We start from the raw sequence: 24,947 nt of genomic DNA on the forward strand, positions 1-24,947 counted from the left end.
AACCGTTTCAGAAATCAGGTTCAGAAGCGGAAGGTTGTCTTCACAAGAGCACCAAAGTTGTTGAAGGTGTCGTCGTCGTCGGAAACAGCCAAACCACTGGTGTTGTATCCCAGAGGACGGCTTAAGTAGAAGATGGCCGGAGTGACTGAAATGTTGTCAGTCACCTGGAACATGTACCACCATTCCCAGGCGTAATTGCCATCAGCAACGAAATCGCTTCCATCATTGATGTCTGAATTGTTGTCCCAGCTGGTCACAAACGTGGGCTGACCAACAGCCATACCCGCTGCATTCCCTTTCAGGAATACATCAGCCCACTGAAGTCCTACGTACCAGGATTGAGAGGTCGCTCCATCAATGGAACCGTCACCATCAACGAGATTGGCATTTGTGATGTCAACCGAGTTGTAGCCCCAGCCGGTGCTGATGCTGGGGAACCAGCCTGCATTTTCAGGTGTCCACCAGGCACTCACACCCACAGAGTTCGTGGTGCCCAGGCCGCTGAACAAGTTGGCAAGCGGAGTGCCGTTACCGGCATAAATGCCAGCTCCGTTGTCACCCGATGCGTAGTTGTATGCAGCAGCGATGCCCCAGTTGTCGGGGGCATAGGCAATCTGAACAGTGCCGCTGCTGGAGGAGCAATCAGTGGCGATTCCGCCGCAGTCCTCAGTCGATCTCAGGAACGCATTGTCGGCGTTGGTGACCTGAGGGTTGCCGTTTTTGCCGTTACCACTCACGTAGTTGACGCTGATGCTGAAGTCATTGTCAGACCACCAGATGCCAGCTCCTGCGCCGAGCTGCAGGTTGTAGGTCTGAGGAGCACCGGCGTAGGTGAAGAAGTCGAGAACGGTATCTGCTGGATAAGCACTCGGCCATACAGCCAGCATGTCGTCCTGACGGACGCGGCCACCCACTGTGGCGGTGAAGCTTGATCCGATCGGGAACTGATACCAGATTCGGTTGACGTTGATCTGATCAGGACTGCCTTCCTCATAGGCGGTTTCCATCGTGGTCAAGCCTGAATAAGGGCTGTTACCACCGAAAGCAGAGGAGGCGAAGTTGCCTGCACGCAGCATGGTGCGCAGCAGATCCTTACCGGTGAAGCTGGTGTCGAGGAAAAGGCGCGTGTCGTAGTTGAACGTGGTTGCGCCGGATGCAGCAGCTGCCAGATCTGCAACCTTCTCGCCGCCGATTTCAGCACTGCCGCCGTAGCTGTTGGCACCGATCACGAAGGTGGTCTGACCTTTCAGCTTGGTGGTGGTGGAGAACTGGGTTGCTTCCAGTTCGCCGACGCGGGCCTCCAGACCGTCAACACGGCCCTTGACGATGGCGAGCTCCTTCTCGAACTCCTTCATCAGACGCTTGAGCTCGTCGGTCACTTCAGTGACACGGTCGAGACAGGCGTTGAGCAGCGCGGCCGCTTCAAAGCGTGTCATCGCACGGTTGCCGCGGTAGGTGCCGTTGGGATAACCCGCGACACAGCCGTAGCGCTCAATCAGGTTGCTGAGTGCCTGATAGGCCCAGTCAGTCGGATAGACATCGGAGAACTGGGTGATGCTGGTGACCTGATCCACAGCAACCGCGTCCTGGGAAACGGGGGCGTAGTCAGAAACACCGGCAACATTCATTTCAGTTGCGCCAGCAGCCACAGGAGCCAGCAGGCCCAGGGCAGCGGGGGCAACAAGCAGTTGCTTGAACAATTTCATGAGAAGAGGGTCCTCACACAGAACCGGCGTATAAAACGCCACATCCAATTTGCGCGTGATAGCCCATCGCCAAGACGTTCGATGTGACAGACCGACGCTTGACCTGTAGCAACGGTTACCGGATCAAGAAATTGGTGTGGCAACGATGACCAATTGCTGGTCACGCGCCGATCCAGGAGACGATCGCGAGTGACAGCGCCCCTTCAAAACGATGCCCCCGATCGGTGACCGATCGGGGGCTCTCGCCGGGTCCACTCTGGCGCGGAACCGGATGATCACTCAGAGGAAGGTGCCGTCAGCCGGCATTCTCCGCGATCAGCAGACCCTGAATCAAAGAACTGGAACTCATGGACACCTCCTCCTGAAGGATTGTGAATGCCGGCGGCGCATCCGAATCAGACGTTCCCCCGAAGAGAAAGTGCCGATTCACGACGCTGCATCCTGTACCTCAGGACCATACTCAGTTTCATCCGTGCTGTGGAGCATCCATGGGCTCCAACCCCGTGACATCAAGGCCTCCCTGGCGGATACTTCTCGCTCTCTGGGGCATCGCAGCTTGTCTCGCCGTGATCGGCCTGGGTGATGTGCCGCTGAGGGATTTTGACGAAGCCACAGTGGCGAGAGTCGCCTTCGAGCTACACCAGGGGAAAGGTGAAGCGGCACTGCTGCCGACACTCTGGGGAAATCCTTACCTCAACAAAGCGCCTGGACTTCATCTGATTATCGCTGCTGTGATCGGAATCACACCATCTTCAGGATTGCCTGATGAATGGACGATCCGAATCGCCCCGGCTCTTCTGTCCACACTGGTCGTACCGCTGGGGGGACTGCTGCAGTGGACGCTCAGACCAGGAGACCGCACAAGCACTCTCTGCATGAGCGCCATTCTGATGACGCTTCTGCCGGTCGCTCGCCATGGACGAATGGCCATGCTCGATGGGACTCAGCTCACAGTCATGGCTGTGCTTTGGCTGGGACTGACCCAGCTGAGCTCAACGCATCAACCACGGCGTGCCGGACTCATGACCGGCTTAGCCGCGAGCGCGATGTTGCTGCTGAAAGCCCCTTTGCTGATACCCGCCATCGCTGCAGGGACTGTTGCCATCGCCTGGGGGAAGGAATGGCGGCACTGGCAGCTGCCACAGGCCTGCTCCGGCATGGCACTGGGCTTGCTGCCTGGCCTTGGGTGGCATGGATGGCACGCTCTGGTGCGCGGACAATCTGCTCTGTGGCTCTGGGCGGGAGATGGTGCCGGACGCGTTCTTCTGGACGCAGGCGAGGGAAGCGACCTGGGCTGGCGAGTTCCGTTGATCGAAGTGCTTGAAGGTGGCTGGCCCTGGCTCGCCCTCTTTCCACTTGCGGTGCTCTGGGCCTGGCAGCTCAGAGTCACACGCTGGGGGCGATGGAGCCTGAGCCTTCTGGCCGTCATGGGTGCGTCAATCCTGCCTCTGCGCACTCAGCTTCCCTGGTACAGCCATCCTCTGTGGGTGCCGGTGGCCCTGATTTGTGCTCCACTGTTGGCCTGGGTCGTCAGCCGAAGCGAAACACCTGAAACAGCGGTGCCGTTCCGGGGCGTTCTGAGCAGAATTCCACTGTTCTGGATGCTGATCGGCCTGCTGCTGCTCATCGTCGCGGGAGTGAGCATGACCCCACTCGGATCAGCGCTCAGCGACTATCAAAGCCCAGCCCTGGCCCTGGGACTCGGCTGGAGCGCAGGTGGATACCTGCTGACGGCCAGCAGCATCCGCCGACGCAGGCTGGGAGCGATGAGTCTTGTCTGCGGAAACCTGGGCGCTCTTGCACTGATCTTCAGCACACCTCTCTGGCACTGGGAGCTCAATGAAACTTGGCCGGTGCAACCGATTGCTGATCTGACAAGAGAAGGACGTGGGCATCAGATCACCATCGAAGGGCACGACGAAAGACCCAGCCTGAATTGGTATGCACAGCAGAGGATTCCTCGAAATCAATCAGCCACGGGCCTGCGCCTTAGCGACAAACAGCAACACTGTGAAGTCGTGGCCAGACATCAACAATGGACCTTGAGCGATTGCGATAAAGTCCATCACAAAGATTAGAGACGTGCCTAACACAACCGAGCAAGAAAATATCAAACATCAGGGATTATCAATCATTTTACCGACATTTAATGAAGCAGGATCCATCTCAAAAATGGTGTCTTCACTTCTTGAACTCACCAGCGACTGGAGAACAGAGATATTAATAGTCGACGACGATTCTCAGGACGGAACATCAGACATTGTGCGCACAATGGCAAGACAGGACCAACGAATCAAACTGATTCAACGTGTGGGCCGTTCAGGCCTGGCAAGCGCCATCAAGGAAGGCCTCATCGCTGCTCTTTATCCATTTGCCGTCGCCATGGACAGTGACGGACAGCATGAACCCCCCGCCGTCCTGGCGGCTGTTGAACAGCTCGATAACGGAGCTGATCTTGTGATTGGCAGTCGTTTTCTTGTCAACTCTGCAATCCACGGACTGAGTGAACGACGTACCGAGGGATCCAATCTGGCCAACCGTTTAGCTCGATGGAGCCTGCCCAAAAACTATTGCCACCTGACTGATTACATGAGTGGCTTCTTTGCGATGGACCTCAGACGCTGCAATCAGCTCGTCAGGAAGGTGGATGTCAACGGATTTAAATTCCTGTATGAGCTGCTAGCGATCAGCAAAGGCAGATTGAATACCATTGAAATCCCATTGAATTTTCAACCACGACTGCATGGGAGTTCCAAGCTGGACTATGCCGTGCTGTGGGACTTTCTCATTTCACTGATCCACACTGCCCTGTTCAGGTTGCTTCCACGAAGAGCTATTAGCTTTGGCCTTGTTGGACTTTCTGGAGTTTTTGTTCAACTCATCATTACGTCGTTGGTGATGTCACTTGGCCCAAGTTTTCAACAAGCCCTTCCTCTTGCTGTTGTCTCTGCAGCAAGCTCAAATTATCTGATTAACAACACTCTCACATTCAAAGACAAGCGTCAGCACGGGCGGCAACTGCTTAAAGGCCTACTCAAATTTCTACTTGTCGCATCTCTACCTTCACTCGCCAACATTGGGCTGGCAACCGTTTTTTACAATCTTGTTCAGACTAATGCAATCGTCGCACAACTATCAGGAATCATTGTGGTCTACATCTGGAATTATGCGGCATCGTCCAGATTTGTCTGGAACGCACCTTGAGACGGCGCTTCAATGATGAAGGAGTCCTTTGATAACCAGAAACAAAGTCGCTCCGAAACATCAATCTTGTTTCCAATCTGTCTGGGGATCATTCTTCGAGGTGTTCAGGCGTGGATGCCCATCGTTGGAATTCACAGCTGGCGACAGGCTGACACAGCCGCAATGGCTCGACATTTTTATCTCTCAAGAGCTCCAATCTGGCTTCCACAGATCGACTGGGGAGGTGCATCCGCTGGCTATGTGGAATCAGAGTTCCCGGTTTTCCCCTATCTAACAAGTCAGCTTTATCAATTGTTCGGCGTTCACGAATGGCTGGGGCGCTTTCTCTCCATTCTCTTCAGCGGGTTGACGATCTGGCTGATCATTCGGCTTGGTCGACGATGGTTCAATCCTGCCGCTGGGTGGTGGGGAGGAATGGCAATGGCTGTTGCTCCATTGGGCGTCTATTACGGCCGAGGCTTTCAAGCAGAAGCACTGATGTTGCTCTGTGCTGCTGCTGCACTCGAATGCCATGGCTTTTGGAGCAGGCACAGATCCAAATGGGGGCTGATTCTGAGTTGGCTGTTTTTCACAACCGCCGCACTGATCAAAGTCATCCCATTGCTTTGGCTGGGACTTCCTTTGCTGCTGGTACATCTCACTCCAGATCCCCGGGAGCAGGCGGAATCGCTCCAATCCATCACTCAGCAGTTGCTCAAGCTGTTGCGATCTCCAGGATTTTGGATCTACAGCGGAGCATCGATCGCAGTTGTTTCAGTCTGGTATTTCCACGCCTACCAGCTTGGTGAAGTCAGTGGTTTGAGCTTTGGGTTCTGGGGGGAAGACAGCGATCGCAGCAATGTGGGGCTGATTCTGAATCTTTCCAGCTGGCTGAACCTGACCCTCCGAACCGGCATCAGGCTGTTGAGTGTGATTGGCATCCCATTTCTGATTTTGGGTGGGATTCGCAGCTGGTCCACAGGCGGAGGACGCATCGCGATCGGAGGACTGATTGGGTTGCTGCTGTGCACAATCGCCACCATGCAATCCAGCACCGTTCATGAGTATTACCAGCTGCCGCTGCTGTTGTTCACATCACCGTTGATTGGACTCGGCTGGGTCTCCTGGCAAAAGAAGACAAGCCGAAAGTTGATACGGGCATTCCTGACCCTTTGGATCATGATCAGCTTGGTTGTGCTTTCGCTTGATTATTGGGCTGTTGAGAGACGCCAGAGCGGAATCTGGATGCCACTTGCAAAAAACATCCGCAGCGAGCTCCCTGCTGAGGCCCTCATCATCACTGTGAGCGGACCTGACCCGACGCTTCTCAACCTGGCACGTCGCCAGGGTTGGCTGATCTCCAGCGAAAAAATCACACCGTCGCGAATCGCTGAACTGAAGCAAGCGGGAGCCAGTCATCTGGCAGGAAGCTTTCTCTGGGAAGAGACTTATAAGTCAATGCCTGAAGTCCACCGGAAGAAACTTCATCACATTGCGTCATCGAGCAATGACGCCTGGATTCACGAAGACAGCCAAACTTATCTTGTTCCGATCAAGGCTCTGCCAAACAACTTTTAAGGTATCAATCCAGATGTCATCAGTTCAGCCATGGACAAATCCTGGCTGAACCGGCTCTGTTCAATGTTGAGGCAGAATCATCGACTTTTCGCTGCAATACAACGGTTCCTTGACGACAGTGGACCAACTGATAGTCACCGGATTCACTGAGCTTTTTCAATTCACGTCGAATCGATCGCTGCTTGTTGTGCTCAAGATCAAACACAGGCGCGAGAGGTGAATAAAACCCTGGGAATGCCACCACCCAGTCAACACTCTGAGGTTCGCCATCTCGATCGCGGTACTGGATATGTTTCGGAAAACGAACAGCCACATCCCGTTGAGCCAGAAGCGGTAGAAGCGGTGTATCAGCGGAAACGGAAGCCTGATTTGGAACCATCGCCACGGCCTCGAGCGCAGCGGCCCTGCGATCGAGCATGTCGGCAGGCGGCACATGCACCCATGGGGAGAAGCTGTCTGGAACCAGGGCAGAAAGACTGCGATGGGGATTGCCCACCAGTGTGAGCAGAAGTCCGAGAGTTAGAGCTCCTGTCCAGCATCGACGAATCCAGCGCCTGGACCAGACAGTGGGATGGGCCTGCCACCAGAGGACAGCCCCCAGGTACAGGCCAGGGACCAGTGCCAGGACATAACGCAGGGTGACTGATAGTGCTGAGCGTCCTTGAGAAACGAGGGCGATGAACAGCGGCACAGCCATGAGCAGCAGCGCATCAACCGAAAGCATCGGAATGAACAGCAACGGCAAACTCAGGGCGAGCAGGAACCCCAGCGTGCTGCCGGGTGGCGACACAATCGCCTGAAGCAGCGCCAGAGGTTGGCTGAGCATGCTGAGCATCAGCGCAAAGGTGCCACCAGAAGCGCCCTTGATGAGATGTCCGAACTTCTCCTGAAGGAAGCGATCAGAGAGTGAGGAATCAACCGCCGGCTGAATCCAGCCCGTGATCAGCAGCACCCAGCAAAAGGCCATGAGCATTAAGCCAGCAGACATCCAGCGCACATCCGGCCTCCGCGCGAGCCCCCATAGCCCAAGCGAAAACAAGACAAGACCACTGTCTTCACGCACGAGCAACAGCAACAGCGCGGCAATGATCAACTGGCGCCGACGGTTTTCGAGAAGTGCCTCAACGACAAGGAAGCCGAGCAGCGGCAACCAGATGAGGTCGTGAAAATTCTCAAGCGCAGGCCCGATCACCGCCCCGCTCAGGTAGTAGGCGGCAGTGATCCTTGTCGCAAGCGACTCCGGAAGACGCCTTGAAGCCACCCTCCACAACACGAGGCCAGCTGCCGTCAGCGCGGAAACCTGCACCAGCGGCAATGCCCAGCTGCCTAAGAGAAACAGCAGAGGAGCGACTGACAGCGTGAGTGCATTGGCATGCTGACCAAGGTGGAGGTAGTCAATGCGGGGCAGTTCACCACCCACCTTCACAGGACCCGACAAAACAGAGGAGAGGCTGCTTTCAAAAGGCCTCCCCTGAGCAGTGGACCAGAGCTCCTGCAGAAACAAAGCCTGGTCATAGGTTGCACTCAGGCTGACCAGCCGCCAGATCTGCACGATCAGGCACAGAACAAAAAAACCTCCGGCCAGAGCGATCACGGAACGGGGCAAGGGCCAGCGGGATGAAAGACCGGTTGCGGAGGGGTCGCTCATGCCGACCTGATTTGATGTGCGAGCAGGTTAAGGATCACCTGGGCTCAAGGTTGGGTGGATTGCAGCTCTGAGCCACCAAGAAGGACTCGGGTTCTGAGCAGCAACAACAGTCCAGATGCATAGAGGACGAGCTCACCCCACTCCTGGTCCCGGTTGTGAACGAAGTGCGACAAGGATTCTGTGGCGACGCAATAAGCAAGAGCAGCCACCAGCAGAAACAGCGGCCAGCTGTATTGAGCGGGCATCAATGCCTGCAGAAGTGCGCGCCGTTGTGGGGAAGACGATCGACGCAGGGCTTTTCTGCAGATCCAAGGAACCAGAACAACCATTGCCAGAAAAGCCACAGTTGCCAGAAACGTGAACAGGTCGAGTCGATCCTGAAACCATCCGATGTTATGGAGGGTGGTTTCCTGCTGGGCATTGATGGATCGGATGGACTCCGGCGTCTGCCAGCCAAAAATCACCTGCCCCCAGGCCAGTTCCTCCAACAGCAAGAAACCCAGGAGCACGGTGAAACCTCTGGCCAAAAGACAGGGTGCCGGGTGAGGGAGCTGACGCCTGAGGTCATCCCCAATCAGCCATGACACTCGACAGGCAGCAATCAGGACAAGCACCTGGCTCCACTCCACCAGCCCCCCCTCCCCAAAGACGAGCCTTTTGTAGGCATCCATGTCTGCAGAGCTGATTTTCAACGCGGCAACCAGCAGGATCACAGCCGCTGTCAGAAGCCAGACGACCACGGCACGGGCATGGTGAGCTGTGGAGTCAGCATCCGCCAGCAGTCGTGTCAGCCATTGAGATGAGCGTCCCCACAGCGTGAGGCAAGCCAGCACAAGAGCAAGCAGGAACCAACCTGGATCGACTGTGGTTTCACCACCCAGACCGAAAAGGACAACCTGAGCCAGACCGATGAACGTGGCGAGAACGGCCGCGGTTCCAAGACCGACAGTCAACCAATGCGTCAGACGCACGCCCCTGGGATAGCGCATTGATGACCGCATTTCCTCGACGTTAGGAGCAAGCTTTTCTGCACAGGCAATAAAAAAGGGCCCCTTGCAGGACCCTTGGGATGGATGGTTTGCAATGAATCAGAGAGCGTTACCGCGTGGCAGAACCTCTTCAGGGAAGACGAAGTTTTCGTGCGGCTGGTCAGCCGGTGCCATCCAGGCACGCAGACCTTCATTCAGAAGGATGTTCTTGGTGTAGAAGGTCTCGAATTCGGGATCTTCTGCTGCGCGGATCTCCTGTGACACGAAGTCATAGGCACGCAGGTTGAGGGCCAGACCGATGATGCCGATGGAACTGGTCCACAGGCCCATCACAGGCACGAACAGCATGAAGAAGTGCAGCCAACGCTTGTTGGAGAAAGCGATACCGAAGATCTGGCTCCAGAAGCGGTTGGCGGTGACCATGGAATAGGTCTCTTCTTCCTGGGTGGGCTCGAACGCCTTGAAGGTGTTGGCCTGCTCACCATCCTCAAACAGAGTGTTCTCCACGGTGGCGCCGTGAATGGCGCAGAGCAGTGCACCGCCGAGGATGCCGGCGACGCCCATCATGTGGAAGGGATTCAGGGTCCAGTTGTGGAAACCCTGGAGGAAGAGGAGGAAGCGGAAGATCGCTGCCACACCGAAGGAGGGCGCGAAGAACCAGCTGCTCTGGCCGAGGGGGTACATCAGGAAGACACTGACGAACACCGCGATCGGACCTGAGAAGGCGATGGCGTTGTAAGGGCGGATGCCGACCAGACGGGCGATCTCGAACTGACGCAGCATGAAGCCGATCAGGGCGAAGGCACCGTGCAGGGCAACGAAGGCCCAGAGGCCACCGAGCTGACACCAGCGAACGAAGTCACCCTGGGCTTCAGGGCCCCAGAGCAACAGGAGGCTGTGACCCATCGCATCAGCGGGGGTGGACACAGCAGCAGTCAGGAAGTTGCAACCTTCCAGGTACGAGGAGGCAATGCCGTGGGTGTACCAGGAGGTGACAAAGGTGGTGCCTGTAAGCCAGCCACCGATGGCCAGATAGGCCGTTGGGAAGAGAAGAATGCCGGACCAGCCGACAAAAACAAAGCGGTCGCGCTTGAGCCAGTCATCGAGGACGTCAAACCATCCCCGCTGTGGCGCGCGTCCTACAGCGATCGTCATGAGAGAGCTTCATGAAGCTTTACGTGCAGAGCCTAGTTGGAGCAAGCGATTCTGTGGGCACCGATTCAGGATTTAATAACGACATGAGTAGAAATGCCCACGGATCCACGCCTGTCTTCTCATTCGCGAAGATGGACTCAGTGAAAAGTTCCGACCGTGTACGTGATTGAGCTGGCTCTGCGTATGAGCCCCATGCCCGTGTCGGTGCAGCGCAAGGAGCAAAACGCCGCTGAGGAGGTTTACCAGCAGGTGAGGACGGCTCTTGAGCAGGGGCAGCCCCGCCTGCTGGAGCTCACCTGCGAAAAGGTTGATGGCAAACGCCTGAGTGTTCTCACCAGCGATCTTCTGGCTGTTCAGATCTACGAAAAAACAGCGGCTTCGAGTGGGAGCAAGCGTCCGGGGTTTTCACTGGATGGCTGAAACTGCATGAGCCTGGATCCGCAGACCGCGCAGGCAGGGCTGAGGTGCGAGCGCGTCAGCTACAGCTGGCCCTGCGGCACTAAAGCTTTGGACCGTTGCAGCTTTCAGATTCCCGGGCCGGGACTGTGGATGCTTGTGGGCAGCAATGGCAGCGGCAAAAGCACGTTGTTCAGAATCATCAGCGGCCTGATCAGACCTCAATCAGGCCTGATGAGTCATGCACTGAGGCCGGCTCTTGTCTTCCAGAACCCTGATCATCAGCTCTTACTACCCAGCTGCGGCAGCGAGCTTCTGCTCAATCTCCCCTCCGGATTGAGCCGCAGTGAACAGCGACAAAGAATCCATCACCTCATGGAGCAGGTCGGACTTGCAGGGTTGGCAGGCCGTCCAATTCACACGCTCAGTGGTGGCCAGAAGCAACGCCTGGCAATCGCCGGAGCTCTTGCCAGCGAAGCAACGCTTCTGCTTCTGGACGAACCCACCGCACTGCTGGATCCAACCAGTCAGTCAGCCATCCTGAGCACGGTCCAGCAGCTGTGCCATCGCTCCAGGGCTCCCTTGACGGCGATCTGGATCACCCACCGACTGGGCGAGCTGGACCATGCCGACGGAGCCGCCCGGATGGAGCATGGACGGGTCGGCGCCTGGCAAAACGGGCCAGCGCTGCGACGTCGACTTGAACCCCTTGCGGGGCGGCAGGGCTGAGGGGTAGGTTCTCCACGTCGCATTCCTCGGTAGCTCAGCGGTAGAGCGGTCGACTGTTAATCGATTGGTCGCAGGTTCGAATCCCGCCCGGGGAGTTTTGATCATTGTCATCACCATGACCCAAACGGTTGTGGTGATTTTTTTTGATCAAAAATGTTCTCCTCTTTTTCCAGGCGGCTGAATTGAACGCTCCGGTGAAGGGACTCAGTCACCGAAAATGCTTTGAAAAACGGAATTTCCTTAACAGTTGCCCCCCCGAAACCGAAGACTTTCTGTAGAGGCCGCGACATCAAGACGGGCCGAAGAGGCCAAAAACCCCAGTAACAGGAAGAGTTCTTGCCCAAGTGTTCCTGTCCAATCCATTGAAGGGCATCACTGCAAGCAACAAAGAACCTTGAGAGAATCTGTCAAGCAATGACGCGGCACACCCTCGTCCAACTTTTCCTCCGCTGTCCTGTCGATGAAGCCCTGCATCCTGCTAATCGAAGACGACCGGGACATGCGTGAACTGGTGAGCGGTCACCTTGAGCACAGTGGCTTTGACGTTCAGAGCGCTGACGATGGGATCAAAGGTCAGGCGCTTGCACTGCAGTACAGCCCTGATCTGATCCTGCTGGATCTGATGCTTCCGAAGGTGGATGGTTTAACCCTCTGCCAGCGTCTTCGTCGCGATGAGCGAACTTCAGCCATCCCGATCCTGATGCTCACGGCCCTGGGAGGGACCAAAGACAAAGTCAGCGGATTCAACTCCGGAGCTGATGACTATCTGACCAAACCCTTTGATCTTGAGGAGCTGCAGGTGAGGGTCAAGGCCCTGTTGCGCCGCAGCGATCGCGCACCGGTTGGCACGACAAGCAACCATCACGAAATTCTCAGTTACGGTCCGCTCACCCTGGTGCCAGAGAGATTTGAAGCGGTCTGGTTTGACCGCCCTGTACGCCTCACACATCTGGAATTTGAGTTGTTGCACTGTCTGCTGCAACGCCATGGTCAGACCGTGGCACCCTCACTCATCCTCAAGGAGGTCTGGGGATATGAGCCTGATGACGATATCGAAACCATCAGGGTGCATGTGCGTCATCTGCGCACCAAACTTGAACCTGATCCCCGCAAACCCCGATTCATCAAAACGGTTTACGGAGCTGGATATTGCCTTGAGCTTCCAACCGGGGCTCAGCTTGAGGGAATGCAGGATGTTCTGGCTCAGGCACGCCAGGACCGCGAACAGAAAGATCAGCAGAGCAGAGCTAGCGCCTGAATCAAAGCTGATCAAGCTCCGATGAGATTGAGTAAGGCCACTTCCCAGGCCAGTCTGGGTTGTACGAAGCTGAGCAGATGCTGACGCAGGCGATCGAGTCTCTTCAGGTGTTGAGGCTGAGTCGATGCATTCCAGAGATTCTGTTGCCACCAGTTGATGACCCAGAGCTGCTGATCCCCTTCCAGCTGCTCTGAGACATCACGCGCCAGAGCGAGAGCCTGCAATGGCGTGGTGGGGAGGGTTTGCAATCTTTGCCTCAATTCTTCAGGAACGCTGTTCCACAACCGCACATGCTCCATCAGGGCTCCCGGCGATCCATCAGCGAGGGCGAGAAGTTCTGAATGTCGGGCTGCCAGGTCGAGTGCCTGGTCGCCCTGCTCATCCGGCAATTGCGAGAGCACTGAGCGCATGCACTCCTGACTGAGACGCGTGAAACGGACCTGCTGACATCTCGATCGGATGGTGGTCAGAAGTCTTTCCGGCGCAGCGGAGAGCAGGATCAACAGACCATGACCAGGTTCCTCAAGAGTCTTCAGCAGCGCGTTGGCCGCTCCCTCGGCCATGGCCTCGGGTTGTTCGAGAATCACCAAGCCTCGTGGCGACTGCAGCGGCTGACGGGCAAGAAATCTGCTCAACTCGCGAATCTGCTCCAATCGCACCTGCGGTGGTGTCCGCTTGCTGACCCCGATGGACTCGGCTTCCGATCGTGGGATCAGCCGACCTTGATGGTTGTAGGTGGGCTCAACCCAGAGCAGATCAGGATGGTTGCGCTCTTCAAGGCGTCGGCGTTCACGCGGGGCAGCGTGACCACCTCCAAGCAGACCCTCCAGAAAACGGAGCGCTGCAAGACGTCGTCCCACACCATCCGGACCACTGAACAGGTAAGCGGGCGCAAGTCGGTCATTCGCAAGAGCTGCAACGAGCAAACATTGCGCCAGGGGCTGCCCCTGCAACTCGCTGAACAGCCCCTCAGTCACTGCGATGCCTTTGCAAGCCAATCCCTCAAACATCGGCGAATGAGCTGCTGCACCTGATCAGCGCTCTGATCCGCAGCAACCGGAGTCCAGTCCCGCTCGGCAGAAAGGCGCTGAAAGCCTGCAGACACTCGGGCCAGAAAGGCTTCCCCTTCGGCTTCAATCCGATCTTCGCTGCGGGCTCCGCGCCGTTTCAGGCTCTCATGCAAGGGCAAATCGAGCCAGAACGTGAGATCTGGATGGACACCAGCGGTGGCGATCCGTTCCAGATCAAGGATGGTCTGAAGGTTCAGACCACGACCATCACCTTGATAGGCAATGGTGGAGCCGCTGAAACGGTCGCTGAGAACCCAGTCCCCGCGCTTCAGGGCAGGGCGGATCAAGCGTTCAACATGCTGAGCGCGATCTGCCGCGTAAAGCAGCAATTCAGCTGTGGGGCCTGGAGATGACTCGTCCGGCGGATTAAGCAGCAGCTCACGCAAGGCCAGGCCAAGGGGCGTGCCGCCAGGTTCGCGCGTGAGATGCAGCGTTGCGCCTGCCGGCATCAGACCACTCCCTGGAAGCCAGTCGGCCAGTTGCCGAAGCTGCGTGGTCTTGCCACAGCCATCGATACCCTCAAGCACCAGAAAACATCCGGTCATGATCAGCGGATACTCAGGCTGAGGGCATTCAGAACCACCGAAACGGAGCTGAGCGCCATGAGCAGCGCCGCCAGAGGAGGAGACAGGAGCAGATTGAAACCTGGCAACAGGGCCCCTGCAGCGACAGGCAAAGCAATCATGTTGTATCCGAAGGCCCAGAACAGGTTCTGTCGGATCTTGGCCATTGTGCGTCTTGCCAGAGTCAGGGCTTCGGGCAAGGCCTCGAGCCGATCGCCGAGCAACACCAGATCGGCTGTGTCCTGGGCGATCTGCGTACCGGTCCCCACAGCGATCCCCAGATCAGCCGCGGCCAGTGCAGGAGCATCATTGATGCCGTCTCCAACCATTCCCACAGACTCTTTTGAGCGCCACTGCTCGAGGCGCTCAAGCTTCTGACCAGGAAGAAGCTGCCAGGCCAGTTCTTCATCAGCGAAGCCGAGCATCTGGGCGATTTTTTCAACCGCCTGACGGCGATCACCGCTGAGCATCCCCAGTGTCAGCCCCTGATCTCTGAGGCGCTGCAGTGCAACAGGTGCATCAGGCCTGAGACGGTCATCAATCGCCACCACCCCAAGGAGTTCGGCATCAAGACCCACTGCAACGAGCGTCTGTCCACGCTGCATGGCTTCCTCAACCACCAGCCGTTGCGTTTCAGTCCACACCACGCCCTCCTGACGCAACCATTCCGGTGAGCCCACGCGCAGTTGTCCCTTCAGAGACTCGAGTGTGCCCTCCATGCCGAAACCAGGCAGGGTCCGACTGGCGACAACAGGCAACAGCATGAGATTGAGACGCTGAGCCTCCTGCAGAAGAGCATGGGCCAGAGGATGACGGCTCGTCTGTTCAAGGCTCGCTGCCAGCTGGATGGTGCGGGAGGGATCCTCAGTCGCCATCACCGCATCCACAAGCGGACGTCCGAGCGTGAGCGTTCCCGTCTTGTCAAAGACCATTCGCTGAATGGACGCGGACTGCTCAATCACATCTCCACCTCTGAACAGCCAGCCCTGACGGGCGGCAAGTCCGGAGGAGACGGTGATCACCGTGGGGGTTGCCAGGCCGAGAGCGCAGGGGCAGGCCACCACAAGCACGGCAATCGCCAGCTGAAGTCCAAGACCGAAAGGTGTCTGAGCTCCAGCGCCGAGGGCGCCATGAAGCGCAGCGTCATGACCATGATCCATCAGCACCACAGGAATCTCAAGGACCTGCGGCCAGAGACGACTGCCCAGCTGCCACCAGAACAGGAAGGTGGCCACCGCCAGGCTGACGACGCCATAGCAAAAACGGCCTGCGACCCTGTCCGCCAGTCCCTGAATCGGCGCACGCCTGGCCTGAGCCTCCTCAACAAGGGTAATGATCCTGGCCAGGGCCGTGTCACTGCCGACACGTTGAATCTCCAGTTCCAGACTGGCCTCAAGGTTGAGGCAACCGGAACTCAGCTCGGTGCCGGGCTTGGCCTCAAGCGGCAGCGGCTCTCCTGTGAGACTCGACAGATCCACGGCAGAGCAGCCGTTGCGCACGACCCCATCCACAGGGATCCTGTCTCCGGCAAGCAGCTGAATCCGTTCACCTGGTCGAAGCATCGCAACAGGAATCTCGCGAACCGTGCCGTCGGCCATGAACAGGCGAGCACTGTCCGGCTGCAGAGCAGCAAGCTCCTGCAGGGCTCTGCCCGTACGCCGGCGGGCTCTCTCCTCAAGGAATCGACCCAGCAGCACAAAGCCGAGCAGCATCACGGGCTCATTGAAAAAGCAAGGCCACCCCACCGAAGGCCAGATCAGCGCCACCACACTTGCCAGGTAGGCACTGCCAACGCCCAGACTGACCAGGGTGTCCATGCTGGGCACTCCATGGCGAACCGCTGACCAGCCGTTGATCAAGATCGGGCGACCAGGCCCGAGCAGCGCAACCGTGGCAAGTGCCGCATGGAAGCTGAGTGTGCCGATCAGCGGCAATGCGAATGTTCCTGCCTCGGCAAGATGACCAAGCACTGACAGCAAAAGCAGAACAAGAGCGACCATCAGCTGTCGCCACTGCTGCCACCACCCCCTGGTCCGGTCGGACTCCATGTCTTGTGAGAGCAATCCGCTCTGACGGGGCTTCGCTGAAAAACCACGGCCATCGAGAGCCGCCAGCACCTCATCCAGCAACGGCTTCGACGCCGAGGTCGACCCACTGTCCAGTCGCAGCCAGGCGCTGCGGGTCACGAGATTGACACTGGCCTCCTGCACACCTGGCTGAGCGAGCAACGTGCGTTCCACCGCACGTACGCAGGCGCCACATTTCATTCCCTCCACGTCCAGAACCACAGCGTGGGACTGGGCGGTCATTTCATGGATATGGGAAGACGCTGCTGACACTTCAACGGTTCACACCACTCCACGCTAGGCAGCACCTGTTGGGTTCAGGATGGTTTGATCCGTCCGGCTTTCCGTGCCACGCAGCAACCGCAACGACAACTTCATCGACAAGAGCTTCACGGTCATGGCCGACCTGATCGTGAAGTTGCTGCCGATCAATGCCCGGGCCAAGGAGGCCTACGTCTACTACCGCGACGGATTGTCCGCACAGAACGACGGGGATTACGCCGAAGCCCTCGAGAACTACGAGGAGAGTCTGAAGCTCGAGGAGAACCCGATCGACCGTGGGGAGACCCTCAAGAACATGGCGATTATCTACATGAGCAACGGTGAGGAGGACAGGGCGATTGAGACCTATCAAAAGGCTCTTGATGAAAATCCCAAGCAGCCTTCCTGCCTGAAGAACATGGGGTTGATCTACGAAAAACGGGGACGGATCGCCGAAGAGGAGGGTCGACGAGATGAAGCAGACGTCTGGCTTGACAAAGCGGCTGAGGCCTGGACACAGGCCGTGCGACTCAACCCAGGTGGATACCTGGACATTGAAAACTGGCTCAAATCCAGCGGCCGCAGCAACGTGGATGTTTACTTCTGATGGCTGAGTGAATCAGGTCGCGTCGTCCTCCGGGTTCACCCCAAGCCCAAGCACGAGGGCTTCGGTGATGGATCCCGCTTCCAGCAGTTCCAGCTCGAGACCCGATGCCAGTGGACCCAGGCCACTTCCGCCTGGCACGACGGCACGCCTGAACCCCAGCCGAACAGCCTCCTGCAGCCTCAGCTCCAGCTGCCCCACCGGTCGCAGTTGACCTCCCAGACCGAGTTCCCCGAGCAGAACCGTTCCAGCGGGCAGAGTCAGATCACGGAAACTGGCCACAACCGCTGCTGCCACTCCCAGGTCCGCCGCGGGCTCCTCCACATCCAGACCACCGGCCACCGCCAGATAACAATCGAAGCGGGACAGCGGCAAACCCATGTGCTTCTCGAGCACCGCCAGAATCTGATGCAGCCTGTTCACAGCGATGCCGGTGGCTGTTCGCCGCGGGCTGGCGTAACTGGTTGAGCTCACCAACGCTTGCAGATCAACCACCAGTGGCCTGGTGCCTTCACAGGCCACGATCGTTGCCACCCCATTGGCACGCTCGCCACTGAGAAACAGTTCGCTTGGATTGTCGACCTCCTCGAGGCCCTGACCGCGCATTTCAAACACCCCAAGCTCGTGGGTGGCCCCGAAACGGTTCTTGACAGCCCGAAGCAGGCGATGGCTGGCGAAGCGGTCTCCCTCGAAAGTGAGCACCGCATCCACCAGATGTTCAAGCACCTTGGGACCCGCAAGCGCGCCCTCCTTGGTGACATGGCCCACCAGCAGCAGGGCAGTGTTCTGACGCTTCGCCAGTCTCTGCAGAGCAGCCGCACATTCCCTGACCTGAGCGACGGAACCAGGTGCACTGGCGAGTTCGGCATCATGCAACGCCTGGATACTGTCAATGACCGCCACCTCTGGCCTCAGAGCCTCCAGTTCCTGAAGAACCAGTTCAAGGTCTGTCTCCGCCAGCAGCTGCAGATCGCCACGGTCGACTGTTAACCGCTGCCAACGGAGCTTGACTTGCTGGGCCGATTCCTCAGCGCTCACGTAGAGCACCGAACGTTCTCTGGCGATGGCCGATGCGCTCTGAAGAAGCAGGGTGCTTTTGCCAATCCCTGGATCCCCGCCCACCAGCACGAGTGATCCAGGCACCAGCCCACCGCCGAGAACCCGGTTGAGTTCCTCGTAACCACAGGCAATGCGCTCTAGCGGTTGATCGCCCAGTGAGGCCATTGACCTGGAGCGTCGTGCTTTGGGCGCAGCTGCAGGGTCGGCACCGGTGCGACGCCTACGGCCGTCATCCTTGGGCACCGATTGCTCAACCAGAGAATTCCAGCTTCCACAGCTGCTGCATCGCCCAAAGAACTGCCGCGTCTGGGCACCGCAGCTCTGACAGACGTAGAGATTGGCTGATCGGGGCACGTCGAATGATGAAGAAAGTTGGCGCTACGTGAACGACTGAACCCGCTGATCACCTATTTGTGAGCACTATCTTTGCTCCTTGCCGGCGATATGACGGCCTCAGCACCCTCCAAGGAAACCATCCTCGTGGTGGATGACGAGGCCAGCATCCGCAGGATCCTCGAAACCCGGCTCTCGATGATCGGGTACAACGTGGTCACTGCCTGTGATGGAACGGAAGCCCTGGAGAGTTTCCAGGAGTGCAATCCGGATCTGGTGGTCCTGGACGTGATGATGCCGAAGCTTGATGGCTACGGGGTCTGCCAGGAACTTCGCAAGGAGTCGGATGTTCCGATCGTGATGCTCACAGCTCTCGGTGATGTCGCCGACAGGATCACCGGACTGGAGCTTGGAGCGGATGACTACGTGATCAAACCCTTCAGCCCGAAGGAACTGGAGGCTCGAATTCGCTGCGTTCTGCGCCGTGTTGAAAAAGAGCATGCTGCGGGAATCCCCAACTCGGGCGTGATCCAGGTTTCGGATCTGAAGATCGACACCAACAAACGGCAGGTGTTCCGCAATGACGAGCGCATCCGACTCACCGGAATGGAATTCAGCCTGCTCGAGCTGCTGGTGAGCCGCTCGGGAGAACCGTTCAGCCGTGGTGAGATCCTGAAGGAGGTTTGGGGCTACACCCCTGAACGTCATGTCGACACCCGGGTGGTGGATGTTCACATCTCACGTCTTCGTTCCAAACTCGAAGATGACCCGGCCAACCCCGAGCTGATCCTCACCGCTCGCGGAACCGGCTATCTGTTCCAGCGCATCATCGATTCCGTTGCCTCCGAAGGATCCTGATCTCACCCCGGACGCTGCGCCGAGGATCAAAGCCCGACGCTCAAAGGCCGTTCGTCGTCTTGTGATCTGGTATCGGCGCAATGCGGCAGTGACGACACTTGTGGACACTGCAACCACATCAGCAAGTGCAGCCGGCAACGTGGCAGGTTCCGTCACCTCCATGGCAGGCACGGTGGTCAACAACGCCGGAAACATGGCCGGTTCAGTGTTGCAACCGGTGATGGATCCCTTGAGACGTCTGCAGGGGGGAATCCCTGGTGAAGAGCTCGAGATCAACGACGACGAGCGCATCTGGATGGCCGTGGATGGCATGGGTGGCGACAACGCTCCAGCTGCGATTCTTGAGGGATGTCTGCAGGCCATCGAGAGACTGGCGGTAAAAATCCGCTTCGTCGGCGAAACGGACCGGGTGCTTGAAGCCGCCGCCGCGGCCGGACTAGGAGAGTCGATGAATGCGGCGATCGATGCAGGACTGCTGGAGCTGATCACCAGCGGGCCGTCGGTGGAGATGCATGAGGAGGCAACAGTGGTGCGACGCAAGCGTGATGCCAGCATCAACGTGGCCATGGACCTGGTGAAGCGGGGGGAGGCCCAGGCGGTGTATTCCGCGGGTAACTCCGGAGCCGTGATGGCCTCCGCCATCTTCCGGCTGGGACGACTGGCAGGGATCGAAAGACCCGCCATCGGCGCCCTGTTTCCAACGAAGGATCCAGGTCAGCCAGTTCTGGTGCTCGATGTGGGGGCCAACATGGATTGCAAACCCTCCTACCTGCACCAGTTCGCTCTGCTCGGAGACATTTACAGCAGAGATGTGCTTCAGGTGAGCAAACCCAGAATCGGCCTGCTCAACATCGGGGAGGAGGAGTGCAAGGGCAACGATCTCTCCGTGCGCACCCATGAACTGCTGATCGGGGAATCACGTCTGCACTTCGCCGGCAACTGTGAGGGCCGCGATGTGTTGTCCGGCGAGTTCGATGTTGTGGTCTGTGACGGCTTCACCGGCAACGTTCTGCTGAAGTTCCTGGAGTCGGTCGGAAGTGTGCTGCTCGGCGTGCTCAGAGCCGAACTGCCACGGGGGCGACGAGGCAAGGTTGGTTCCGCCTTCCTGCGCACCAACCTCAAGCGCATCAAGAAAAGGCTGGATCATGCCGAACACGGCGGAGCGCTGCTTCTGGGTGTCAACGGCATCTGCGTGATCGGCCATGGCAGCAGCAAGGCACTGTCGGTTGTCAGTGCCCTGCGTCTGGCCCATTCCGCCGCCAGCCATGGCGTGATGGACCACCTTGCCCAGCTGGGAGCGAAGGTCACCTCAAAGACCTGAAACGCAGGCCGACATAGAGATCATCAGATCTCGGCTGGCAGCCTGAGCAACCCTTTGGCCTGACAGGGGGTTCTGATGGACTGTGATTGACTGACGCCACCGCTTGGACCCTCTTTTGGCTGGAGCATCACCGCACTCCCGGGGCGTCGCTCTCATCGGCAGCGGCAGCGCTCAGGCAGCCCAGGTGATCAGCAACAACCAGCTGGGGCTGCGGGTGGACACCAGTGACGAGTGGATCCAGAGCCGCACAGGGATCTCCACACGACGGGTGAGCAGTCCTGATCAACGCCTGAGCGACCTCGCGGCAGACGCGGGAAGGTCTGCTCTGGCCATGGCCGGCTGGTCCCCCGAAAGCCTCGATCTGGTGCTGCTGGCCACCTCCACTCCTGATGATCTGTTCGGAACCGCTCCGGCGGTGCAGGCCGCTCTTGGAGCCACCAACGCGGTGGCCTTTGATCTCACCGCCGCCTGCAGTGGCTTTCTGTTTTCGCTGGTGACGGCAGCGCAATTCCTGCGCACAGGCAGCATGCGTCGGGCCCTGGTGATCGGCGCCGACCAGTTGAGCCGTTTTGTGGACTGGGATGACCGCCGCAGCTGTGTGCTGTTCGGCGATGGAGCCGGAGCCGTCGCCATCGAAGCCGCCGATGAAGACGGGCTGCTCGGATTTCTGTTGCGCAGCGATGGCTCTCGCGGCGGAGTGCTGAACCTGCCTGCTCTCGACAGCAATGAAGTCCTGGCAGCGGATGCCCGGCATCGTCAGGGCGGGTACCGCCCGATCGAGATGAATGGTCAGGAGGTGTACAAGTTCGCCATCAGGGAAGTGCCTGCCGTTCTGCAATGCCTGCTTGAGCGCTGTGCAGTTGGCGCTGAGAGCCTCGACTGGCTGCTTCTGCATCAAGCCAATCAGCGCATCCTCGACGCGGTTGCCGATCGCTTCGCGATTCCCAGGCCGAAGGTGCTGAGCAACCTGGCGCACTACGGCAACACATCGGCGGCCACCATTCCGCTGGTTCTGGATGAAGCCGTGCGTGATGGACGCGTCCGGTCGGGGCACCTGCTGGCCAGCAGCGGCTTCGGCGCAGGCCTGAGCTGGGGTGCTGCTCTGTTCCGCTGGCAGGGTCCCGCTTAGGCTCCCAAGACCTTTGCACCACTGTGAATGTCGATCGCCTGGGTGTTCCCCGGACAGGGGTCTCAGAAAGCCGGCATGGCCGATCCCGTCCTCACCCTGCCTGGTGCACAGGAACGCTTTGACCTGGCCTCGGAACTACTCGGCAGAGATCTGCTCGCGATCTGCAGGGGGGAGGTCTCAGGTTCCGCTGACCCCTCCGATCTGAACGACACCCGGAACACTCAGCCGGCTCTGTTCGTTGTGGAATCGCTGATTGTGGACGAGCTGCTGCGCCAGAGCAGGGAACCCGACCTGGTGGCCGGACACAGCCTTGGGGAGCTCGTGGCTCTTTATGCAGCGGGTGTGTTTGATGCAGCCACCGGGCTGGCGCTGATGCAACGCCGCTCGGAGCTGATGGCGAACGCCCGCGGTGGAGCGATGACAGCGGTGATCGGTTTCGATCGCAGCGAACTGGAGGAGATTGTGAGTGCAACGGAGGGGGTGGTGATTGCCAATGACAACAGCGATGCCCAGGTGGTGCTGTCTGGGAGCCCGGCTGCGGTGAACTCCGTCAGTGAGACCGTCAGCTGCAAGCGCGCGATTCCCCTGGCCGTTTCCGGGGCCTTCCATTCCCCCTTCATGGCCAAGGCAGCGGATGCCTTCGCCACCCATCTGGATGGTCTCAGCTTCCAGGACGCGCGCTTTCCCGTGCTGAGCAACACCGACCCCACACCCAGCCTCGATTCCGCAGAGCTGAAGCGGCGACTGCGCCGCCAGATGACCACAGGTGTGCGCTGGCGCGAAACGATGACTGGGATGACATCCGCCGGGGTGGACACCCTGGTCGAAATCGGACCGGGGAACGTGCTCAGCGGACTGGCCAAACGCGCAATGAAAGGTGTCACCACCTCACAGCTGGCGAGTGCCGGCGACCTGGGCCTTTGACCATGAGCAGCAACCCTGAGGCCGACTCCACCGACCTGCAGACCTTCAAGGCGCCGCGGCCGAGTCTGGCCTACAGACTGGTCAGCGGCCTTCTGGTGTTTCCGGTTTTCAGGATTCTGTTCCGAGGACGCACCCGCGGCAACGGCAACGTCCCGATGGACGGGCCTCTGGTTGTCGTGGCCAACCACGGGTCCCATCTCGATCCACCGCTGCTTGGCCATGCCCTTGGCCGCCCGGTGGCGTTCATGGCCAAAGCCGAGCTGTTCAGCATCCCTCTTCTGGGAAGAGTGATCCGGGCCTGTGGCGCCTATCCGGTGAAGCGTGGCGCCAGCGACCGCGAAGCCATCCGCACAGCCACAGCAAGACTCCAGGAGGGCTGGGCGATCGGCGTCTTTCTTGATGGAACCCGCCAGGAGAACGGTCGTGTGAATCAGCCCATGCCAGGTGCAGCTCTCCTGGCGGCGAGATCAGGAGCAGCTCTTCTGCCCGTGGCCATTCTCAACAGCCACAGAGCACTCGGAGTGGGTCGCAGCCGACCACGGCTGGTGAGGCTGGAAATGCGGATCGGAATTCCTGTGCCCGCACCGAGCAGCCGGCGCAAACCGGAGCTGGAAGCAACCACACGCGAACTCCAGCAACGCATCAATGCTCTGCTTGATCAGGGAGCAGTGAACAGCTGAGGCCATTGTCTGCGGGCCCAGGGCTTGAGATCCCGACCTGTGATCACCCAGGCAGCGGCACGAATGCCATCTCCGAAACGCTTGCCCAGGCCCTCATCACGGCATCTGGACCGGCAGCTGACGGGAACGCCCGTGAGCCGGATTCCACGGCTTCCGGCAACGATGCCACCCACTGCCATCGCCCGCGGCAGATGATCTTCACTGGTGACCAGCAGCAGATGGCGCACCCCATCGCGCTGCAGTTCATCCACCAGCGACGTGAAATTTCCAAGGGTGTCCTTGGCCCGGTAATCCAGCCGAACCCTGTCCGGCTCCAGACCGGCATCCCGCATCAACCACCGTGCATATTCGGGATTGGTCCCACCGCTGACCACCAGAGGAAGGTTCATCCGACGGGCCAGGTTCAGTCCCATGCGCTCACGATCGGCATCACCTCCGAGCACCAGAATGCGCTGCGGCTGATGATTGGTGAGGGCGGCCTCAACGAAAGGGCGCAAGGGGCCGGCGACGCCGGCACCGGCCAGCACCGCCGCACAAAGCAGCAGCGAACGACAACCAAGACCCATCAGACCGGCCCCACAGGCGATGTGGGGTAGATCGGCAGGACCGGATCCCAGGGACCAGGGAGATCGCGGACATGAAAGTCCCTGCAGCACTTCAGAAGCTCGAGCACATCTGCAGGAACATCAACGTCCATCGGAACGGTCGGAGCAGGTTGATCACGATCGTTGAGCAGGCGAGGGGATTCCAGCTCCTCGACCACGGTGTCCGCGATCCGATAGCGACCGGCCACCTTTCCTCGTCGGGGCAGCGTCTGCACAATCGAGAACGGCTGCTGCTGCTGCTGCTGCGGCAGCTGATTGCGCAGTCTGGGAGCCATCAGGGCGAAGCTGCTCACACCGTGCAGGGGTACTCCCAGCTGCTGAGCCAGCGTCCTCGCCAGCACAACGGTCAGACGCGTCCCTGTGAATCCGCCCGGTCCGGTGGCCACCGCCAGCCTCCTGATGCCGGTCCACTGATCCGCGGGCAGAAGCTGCTGCAGCGAAATCACCAGTTCATTGGTGAGAGCCCGTCCAAGCGAGCGACACAGCACACGGGCTTCCTGCAGGGGCGCTTCCGCGCCAACCAGTGCGATCCCGAGAGTTTCAGTGGAGCTGTGCAGAGCGAGCAGCCAGCCGCTCATGTAGGCACCTCCTCACCGGGCCTGAGTCTGCTCCAACGCCCCCGCTCCAGCTGAAACGATCCACAGCCCCTCACATCCCATTCGACACCAACCTGTCCAGCAGGCAGATCCATCACACTGATGTGAATTCGGGGATCTGACGGCTTGAGATCAGGCGTTTCAGCGAGATGTGGAGCACCGTGCTGCCGCTCCACAGCGTGATAGGCCTGACAACGGTCTACCCAGCGGCAGTCAACACAGATGCACATGCCCCC

The 24,947-nt window shown here is 58.9% G+C and carries 24 protein-coding genes and 1 tRNA gene; 13 read left to right on the forward strand and 12 right to left on the reverse strand.

Annotated features, from left to right (window positions below; genetic code table 11):
• Positions 1-20: 20 nt before the first annotated feature.
• Together SIB73_RS10890 and SIB73_RS10895 are read right to left on the reverse strand one after the other, a co-directional pair.
• The gene (locus tag SIB73_RS10890; protein WP_413405189.1) at positions 21-1,706 is read right to left on the reverse strand and encodes an iron uptake porin; all 1,686 of its coding nucleotides are present in this window, start codon (positions 1,704-1,706) and stop codon (positions 21-23) included.
• A gap of 295 nt (positions 1,707-2,001) precedes the next feature.
• Entirely contained in the window at positions 2,002-2,136 is a 135-nt protein-coding gene (locus SIB73_RS10895; RefSeq protein ID WP_413405188.1) for a hypothetical protein, read from the reverse strand.
• Between the two features lie 58 nt (positions 2,137-2,194).
• Here SIB73_RS10895 and SIB73_RS10900 point away from each other — a divergent pair, with 58 nt between their 5' ends.
• The 3 genes from SIB73_RS10900 to SIB73_RS10910 all read left to right on the forward strand — a co-directional run bounded on the left by SIB73_RS10900 (position 2,195) and on the right by SIB73_RS10910 (position 6,467).
• On the forward strand, positions 2,195-3,784 hold the full coding sequence (locus SIB73_RS10900) for a 4-amino-4-deoxy-L-arabinose transferase (RefSeq protein WP_413405186.1): 1,590 nt from the start codon (positions 2,195-2,197) through the stop codon (positions 3,782-3,784).
• 4 nt (positions 3,785-3,788) lie between these two features.
• Complete coding sequence (locus tag SIB73_RS10905) at positions 3,789-4,910, forward strand: glycosyltransferase (protein WP_413405184.1); 1,122 nt, start codon at positions 3,789-3,791, stop codon at positions 4,908-4,910.
• A 66-nt stretch (positions 4,911-4,976) separates the two neighbouring features.
• Positions 4,977-6,467: an ArnT family glycosyltransferase gene (locus SIB73_RS10910; protein WP_413439601.1), complete on the forward strand. Its 1,491-nt coding sequence runs from the start codon at positions 4,977-4,979 to the stop codon at positions 6,465-6,467.
• Positions 6,468-6,486: 19 nt separating this feature from the next.
• On the opposite strand, the gene SIB73_RS10915 is transcribed toward SIB73_RS10910, so the two are convergent.
• The 3 genes from SIB73_RS10915 to psbD all read right to left on the reverse strand — a co-directional run bounded on the left by SIB73_RS10915 (position 6,487) and on the right by psbD (position 10,259).
• On the reverse strand, positions 6,487-8,115 hold the full coding sequence (locus SIB73_RS10915; protein WP_413405180.1) for a DUF2079 domain-containing protein: 1,629 nt from the start codon (positions 8,113-8,115) through the stop codon (positions 6,487-6,489).
• A gap of 44 nt (positions 8,116-8,159) precedes the next feature.
• The gene (locus tag SIB73_RS10920) at positions 8,160-9,104 is read right to left on the reverse strand and encodes a pectate lyase (protein ID WP_413439602.1); all 945 of its coding nucleotides are present in this window, start codon (positions 9,102-9,104) and stop codon (positions 8,160-8,162) included.
• A 99-nt stretch (positions 9,105-9,203) separates the two neighbouring features.
• Positions 9,204-10,259: a photosystem II D2 protein (photosystem q(a) protein) gene (psbD, locus tag SIB73_RS10925; protein ID WP_006041823.1), complete on the reverse strand. Its 1,056-nt coding sequence runs from the start codon at positions 10,257-10,259 to the stop codon at positions 9,204-9,206.
• Positions 10,260-10,415: 156 nt separating this feature from the next.
• On the opposite strand from psbD, the gene SIB73_RS10930 reads away from it, so the two are divergent.
• The 4 genes from SIB73_RS10930 to SIB73_RS10945 all read left to right on the forward strand — a co-directional run bounded on the left by SIB73_RS10930 (position 10,416) and on the right by SIB73_RS10945 (position 12,642).
• Positions 10,416-10,679: a hypothetical protein gene (locus SIB73_RS10930; protein WP_413405176.1), complete on the forward strand. Its 264-nt coding sequence runs from the start codon at positions 10,416-10,418 to the stop codon at positions 10,677-10,679.
• A gap of 6 nt (positions 10,680-10,685) precedes the next feature.
• Positions 10,686-11,384 (forward strand): ABC transporter ATP-binding protein, encoded by a 699-nt coding sequence (locus SIB73_RS10935; protein ID WP_413405174.1) that lies wholly within the window; start codon positions 10,686-10,688, stop codon positions 11,382-11,384.
• A gap of 23 nt (positions 11,385-11,407) precedes the next feature.
• A tRNA-Asn gene (locus SIB73_RS10940) sits at positions 11,408-11,479 on the forward strand.
• A gap of 365 nt (positions 11,480-11,844) precedes the next feature.
• Positions 11,845-12,642, forward strand: coding sequence for a response regulator transcription factor (locus SIB73_RS10945; RefSeq protein WP_413405173.1), 798 nt, complete (start codon positions 11,845-11,847; stop codon positions 12,640-12,642).
• A gap of 11 nt (positions 12,643-12,653) precedes the next feature.
• On the opposite strand, the gene SIB73_RS10950 is transcribed toward SIB73_RS10945, so the two are convergent.
• Genes SIB73_RS10950 through SIB73_RS10960 form a run of 3 tightly spaced genes read right to left on the reverse strand, consistent with a single transcriptional unit; the run spans position 12,654 to position 16,584 of the window.
• Positions 12,654-13,652, reverse strand: a complete 999-nt coding sequence (locus tag SIB73_RS10950; protein ID WP_413405171.1) for a DNA polymerase III subunit delta' — start codon at positions 13,650-13,652, stop codon at positions 12,654-12,656.
• Positions 13,616-14,257, reverse strand: coding sequence for a dTMP kinase (gene tmk / locus SIB73_RS10955; RefSeq protein WP_413405169.1), 642 nt, complete (start codon positions 14,255-14,257; stop codon positions 13,616-13,618). Before tmk ends, SIB73_RS10950 begins: the two co-directional genes overlap by 37 nt.
• Before the next feature lie 2 nt (positions 14,258-14,259).
• A complete protein-coding gene (locus SIB73_RS10960; RefSeq protein ID WP_413405167.1) occupies positions 14,260-16,584 on the reverse strand; it encodes a heavy metal translocating P-type ATPase in 2,325 nt (774 codons plus the stop codon).
• A gap of 103 nt (positions 16,585-16,687) precedes the next feature.
• Between SIB73_RS10960 and SIB73_RS10965 the strand changes: the two genes are divergently transcribed.
• Positions 16,688-17,209 carry a photosystem I assembly protein Ycf3 gene (locus SIB73_RS10965; protein ID WP_413405165.1) on the forward strand — a complete coding sequence of 174 codons (522 nt, stop codon included), beginning with the start codon at positions 16,688-16,690 and terminating at the stop codon, positions 17,207-17,209.
• A gap of 12 nt (positions 17,210-17,221) precedes the next feature.
• On the opposite strand, the gene radA is transcribed toward SIB73_RS10965, so the two are convergent.
• Positions 17,222-18,619: a DNA repair protein RadA gene (radA, locus tag SIB73_RS10970; protein ID WP_413405163.1), complete on the reverse strand. Its 1,398-nt coding sequence runs from the start codon at positions 18,617-18,619 to the stop codon at positions 17,222-17,224.
• Between the two features lie 90 nt (positions 18,620-18,709).
• Here radA and rpaB point away from each other — a divergent pair, with 90 nt between their 5' ends.
• The 5 genes from rpaB to SIB73_RS10995 all read left to right on the forward strand — a co-directional run bounded on the left by rpaB (position 18,710) and on the right by SIB73_RS10995 (position 23,510).
• Positions 18,710-19,456 (forward strand): response regulator transcription factor RpaB, encoded by a 747-nt coding sequence (rpaB, locus tag SIB73_RS10975; RefSeq protein WP_413405161.1) that lies wholly within the window; start codon positions 18,710-18,712, stop codon positions 19,454-19,456.
• On the forward strand, positions 19,437-20,777 hold the full coding sequence (gene plsX / locus SIB73_RS10980) for a phosphate acyltransferase PlsX (RefSeq protein ID WP_413405159.1): 1,341 nt from the start codon (positions 19,437-19,439) through the stop codon (positions 20,775-20,777). Before rpaB ends, plsX begins: the two co-directional genes overlap by 20 nt.
• A 115-nt stretch (positions 20,778-20,892) precedes the next feature.
• On the forward strand, positions 20,893-21,906 hold the full coding sequence (locus tag SIB73_RS10985; RefSeq protein WP_413406260.1) for a beta-ketoacyl-ACP synthase III: 1,014 nt from the start codon (positions 20,893-20,895) through the stop codon (positions 21,904-21,906).
• Between the two features lie 27 nt (positions 21,907-21,933).
• Complete coding sequence (gene fabD / locus SIB73_RS10990; RefSeq protein ID WP_413405157.1) at positions 21,934-22,830, forward strand: ACP S-malonyltransferase; 897 nt, start codon at positions 21,934-21,936, stop codon at positions 22,828-22,830.
• A gap of 2 nt (positions 22,831-22,832) precedes the next feature.
• Complete coding sequence (locus SIB73_RS10995) at positions 22,833-23,510, forward strand: lysophospholipid acyltransferase family protein (protein WP_413405155.1); 678 nt, start codon at positions 22,833-22,835, stop codon at positions 23,508-23,510.
• Here the strand turns inward: SIB73_RS10995 and SIB73_RS11000 are convergent.
• From SIB73_RS11000 to SIB73_RS11010, 3 genes are read right to left on the reverse strand one after another with little or no spacing between them, the layout of a single operon-like run.
• Positions 23,489-24,076 carry a YdcF family protein gene (locus SIB73_RS11000; protein ID WP_413405154.1) on the reverse strand — a complete coding sequence of 196 codons (588 nt, stop codon included), beginning with the start codon at positions 24,074-24,076 and terminating at the stop codon, positions 23,489-23,491. The two genes, SIB73_RS10995 and SIB73_RS11000, sit on opposite strands and share 22 nt — an antisense overlap.
• Positions 24,076-24,693: a tRNA (adenosine(37)-N6)-threonylcarbamoyltransferase complex dimerization subunit type 1 TsaB gene (gene tsaB / locus SIB73_RS11005; protein ID WP_413405153.1), complete on the reverse strand. Its 618-nt coding sequence runs from the start codon at positions 24,691-24,693 to the stop codon at positions 24,076-24,078. The genes SIB73_RS11000 and tsaB overlap by 1 nt, the downstream gene beginning before the upstream one ends.
• The gene (locus SIB73_RS11010) at positions 24,690-24,941 is read right to left on the reverse strand and encodes a Ycf34 family protein (RefSeq protein WP_413405151.1); all 252 of its coding nucleotides are present in this window, start codon (positions 24,939-24,941) and stop codon (positions 24,690-24,692) included. Before SIB73_RS11010 ends, tsaB begins: the two co-directional genes overlap by 4 nt.
• Between the last annotated feature and the right edge of the window lie 6 nt (positions 24,942-24,947).

The sequence above is a fragment of the Synechococcus sp. MIT S9509 genome (assembly GCF_047303035.1).
Classification (GTDB): Bacteria; Cyanobacteriota; Cyanobacteriia; order PCC-6307; family Cyanobiaceae; genus Synechococcus_C.